This is a genomic window from Solidesulfovibrio sp. C21, assembly GCF_047785625.1.
Classification (GTDB): Bacteria; Desulfobacterota; Desulfovibrionia; order Desulfovibrionales; family Desulfovibrionaceae; genus Solidesulfovibrio.
Genome location: NZ_JBLODY010000153.1, coordinates 1 through 2,212, shown reverse-complemented (window position 1 = coordinate 2,212; position 2,212 = coordinate 1). Strand labels below are relative to the sequence as shown.

The window sequence follows — 2,212 nt, the reverse complement described above, 5'->3', positions numbered from 1 at the left end:
GAACCCTTTTTTGAAAAAAAGGGTTCCCTCCCCCGGACCCCCACCCTCCCCAAAAACTTTGAAAGGGGGGCGTTCTGGATATCTCCGCAGCAGGAATTCCGGTAATATGCGAAGAATATTTAGAAAATTTAGGAAGGGGAGAGCGCGAGAGGGGGCAACCCTTTTTAAAGGGTTCCCCCTCTCGCACGCCTTTCGTATCTGAACGCGCCGTGGGTGACTGCGGCGCGTTTCCATTTTGTCGCACCAGGATGGCCTGGGGGCGCATTCTTCTTCTGGTGGCGTTGTCCGGGGTATTCTTGTTAAGAAAGCGTATTTTACAATTTTGCAGTTTTTAGGTTTCGGACTTCATTGCGGCTGTCTGGAGGGGATGTCGGATTGCAGCTTGCCCTCCATAGTGAGGCGCGCTATGCCGTAATTATCGCATCACATACGGTGATCACTTTGGGTCTCATGTTTTACAGGCCTCATCCTCTCTGCATTGTAACTCGCTTCCAACCTCAAGGAGATGCCAGCCCATGAGCCAGTTCAGCCGCCGCAAATTTATCGGAATCGCCCTGGGCGCCAGTAGCGTCGCCATGCTGCCCGGCGTGGCCTTCACCACCGCCCGGGCCGAAGCCAAAAAAACGCCCAAGCTCAAGACCGAAACCGGATCGGCCATGGACAGGATCAAGGCCGCCATCGCGCATTGGGAAAAAGACGGCCGTCCGTTCGCCGCCGATGCCCTGGCCGCGGACAACGACGCCCAGTGGGACAAGCTGGTGCGCCACTATTTCGACCGGGACGCCTTCACCAGCATCTCGGTCAACGCCGCCAACCTGTGCCCGTCCATGAAGCCGGTGTCTTCCATGGTGGAACTGGTCCAGGAGCTGCTTGCCGCGGACATCTCCTTTCCCATGCGCGGCGAGCTGGCCGACGCGAGCCTCGTCAACGGCCTCGGCGCGGTGAAGGACTGGTTCGGCCTGGGCCAGATCAAGAGCCCGGCCGATTTCCTGCTGGCCCTGACCGCCAACTCCACCGAGGGCAACAACTTCATCAACAACGGCCTCGTGACCTCGGGCTTTTTCGATCCCCAAAAGGACAATGTCGTCACCTGGGACGTCAATCATCCCACCAATTACGACGCCTGGTTCTATCGCAAGGCCACCCAGGGCTGGGGCAAGGATTCCGTGCGCGTGTTGCAGACCAAGATGTTCGCCAACACCGTCACCGACGCCGAGCGCGCCACCGGCATGATTCCCTCCGATCCGGCCTCGGAAAAGGAGATCCTGGAAGCGCTGCGCCGCATGGTGGACAAGAACACCAAGATCGTGACGCTGTCCTGGCAGTCCAACGAATGCGGCATGCTGCTGCCCATGAAGCGCATCGTGGACGAGCTGCGCACGATCAACAAGGACATCTACATCCACGCCGACAGCGCCCAGACCTTCGGCGTGCTGGACTTGAACCTGGACAAGGTGGGCGTGGACAGCATCGCGGGGAGCTTTCACAAATGGCCCTGCGGTCCCAAGATGGTCGGCATCCTCTACATGAACAACCGCACCGGGGCGGCCGAAAAATTCACGCCGAGCATCTGGGGCTACGACGAGCACATCAACACCCCGGCCGACTACGGCTTTCCGGCCGAGTCCGGCAAGATCGATCCCAACGCCAAGCGCTTTTCCTACCTGGGCCAGCAAAACGACGCCACGCTGGTCTCCACCTGGATGGCGGCGCTGTTCCACACCGGCCATTTCCACCCCGGCGTGACCCCGGCCAGGATCGAGGCCCGCATCCACGCCCTGGGCGACAAGGTCAAGCAGGCGCTTTTCAAACACCTGCCCAAGGTGTTCCCGGACTTCACCGCCAAGACGGCCTACAAGTGGATTACCACGCCGACCACCAACGACGCGCTGCGCAGCTCCGTGTTCCTGTTCAAGACGCCCGACGGCATCGGAGCCGGCGACGTCATGAAACACGTCTACGAGAAACACGGCTTCGCCATCGCCAACCTCAAGGTGAAAGGCCACGACCTCGTGCGCGTCTCGCCCACCTTCTGCAACCTGTCGTCCGACCCGGAAGCCGTGGTCGCCGCCGTGGTCGACGTCATCAAGGCCCTGCAGTCCAAAAAGCTGGCCAGCAACGTCCACACCCGCGCGTACGTTTAGGGGGAGAAGGAACCGGGGGAGGGAACCCCTTTTTGAAAAAAGGGGTTCCCTCCCCCGGACCCCCACCC

The 2,212-nt window shown here is 60.4% G+C and carries 1 protein-coding gene; it reads left to right on the top strand.

The features are described 5' to 3' along the window. Positions 1-515: 515 nt before the first annotated feature. Complete coding sequence (locus ACMZ6R_RS20375; RefSeq protein ID WP_416114787.1) at positions 516-2,144, top strand: aminotransferase class V-fold PLP-dependent enzyme; 1,629 nt, start codon at positions 516-518, stop codon at positions 2,142-2,144. The last annotated feature ends 68 nt before the right edge of the window (positions 2,145-2,212 follow it).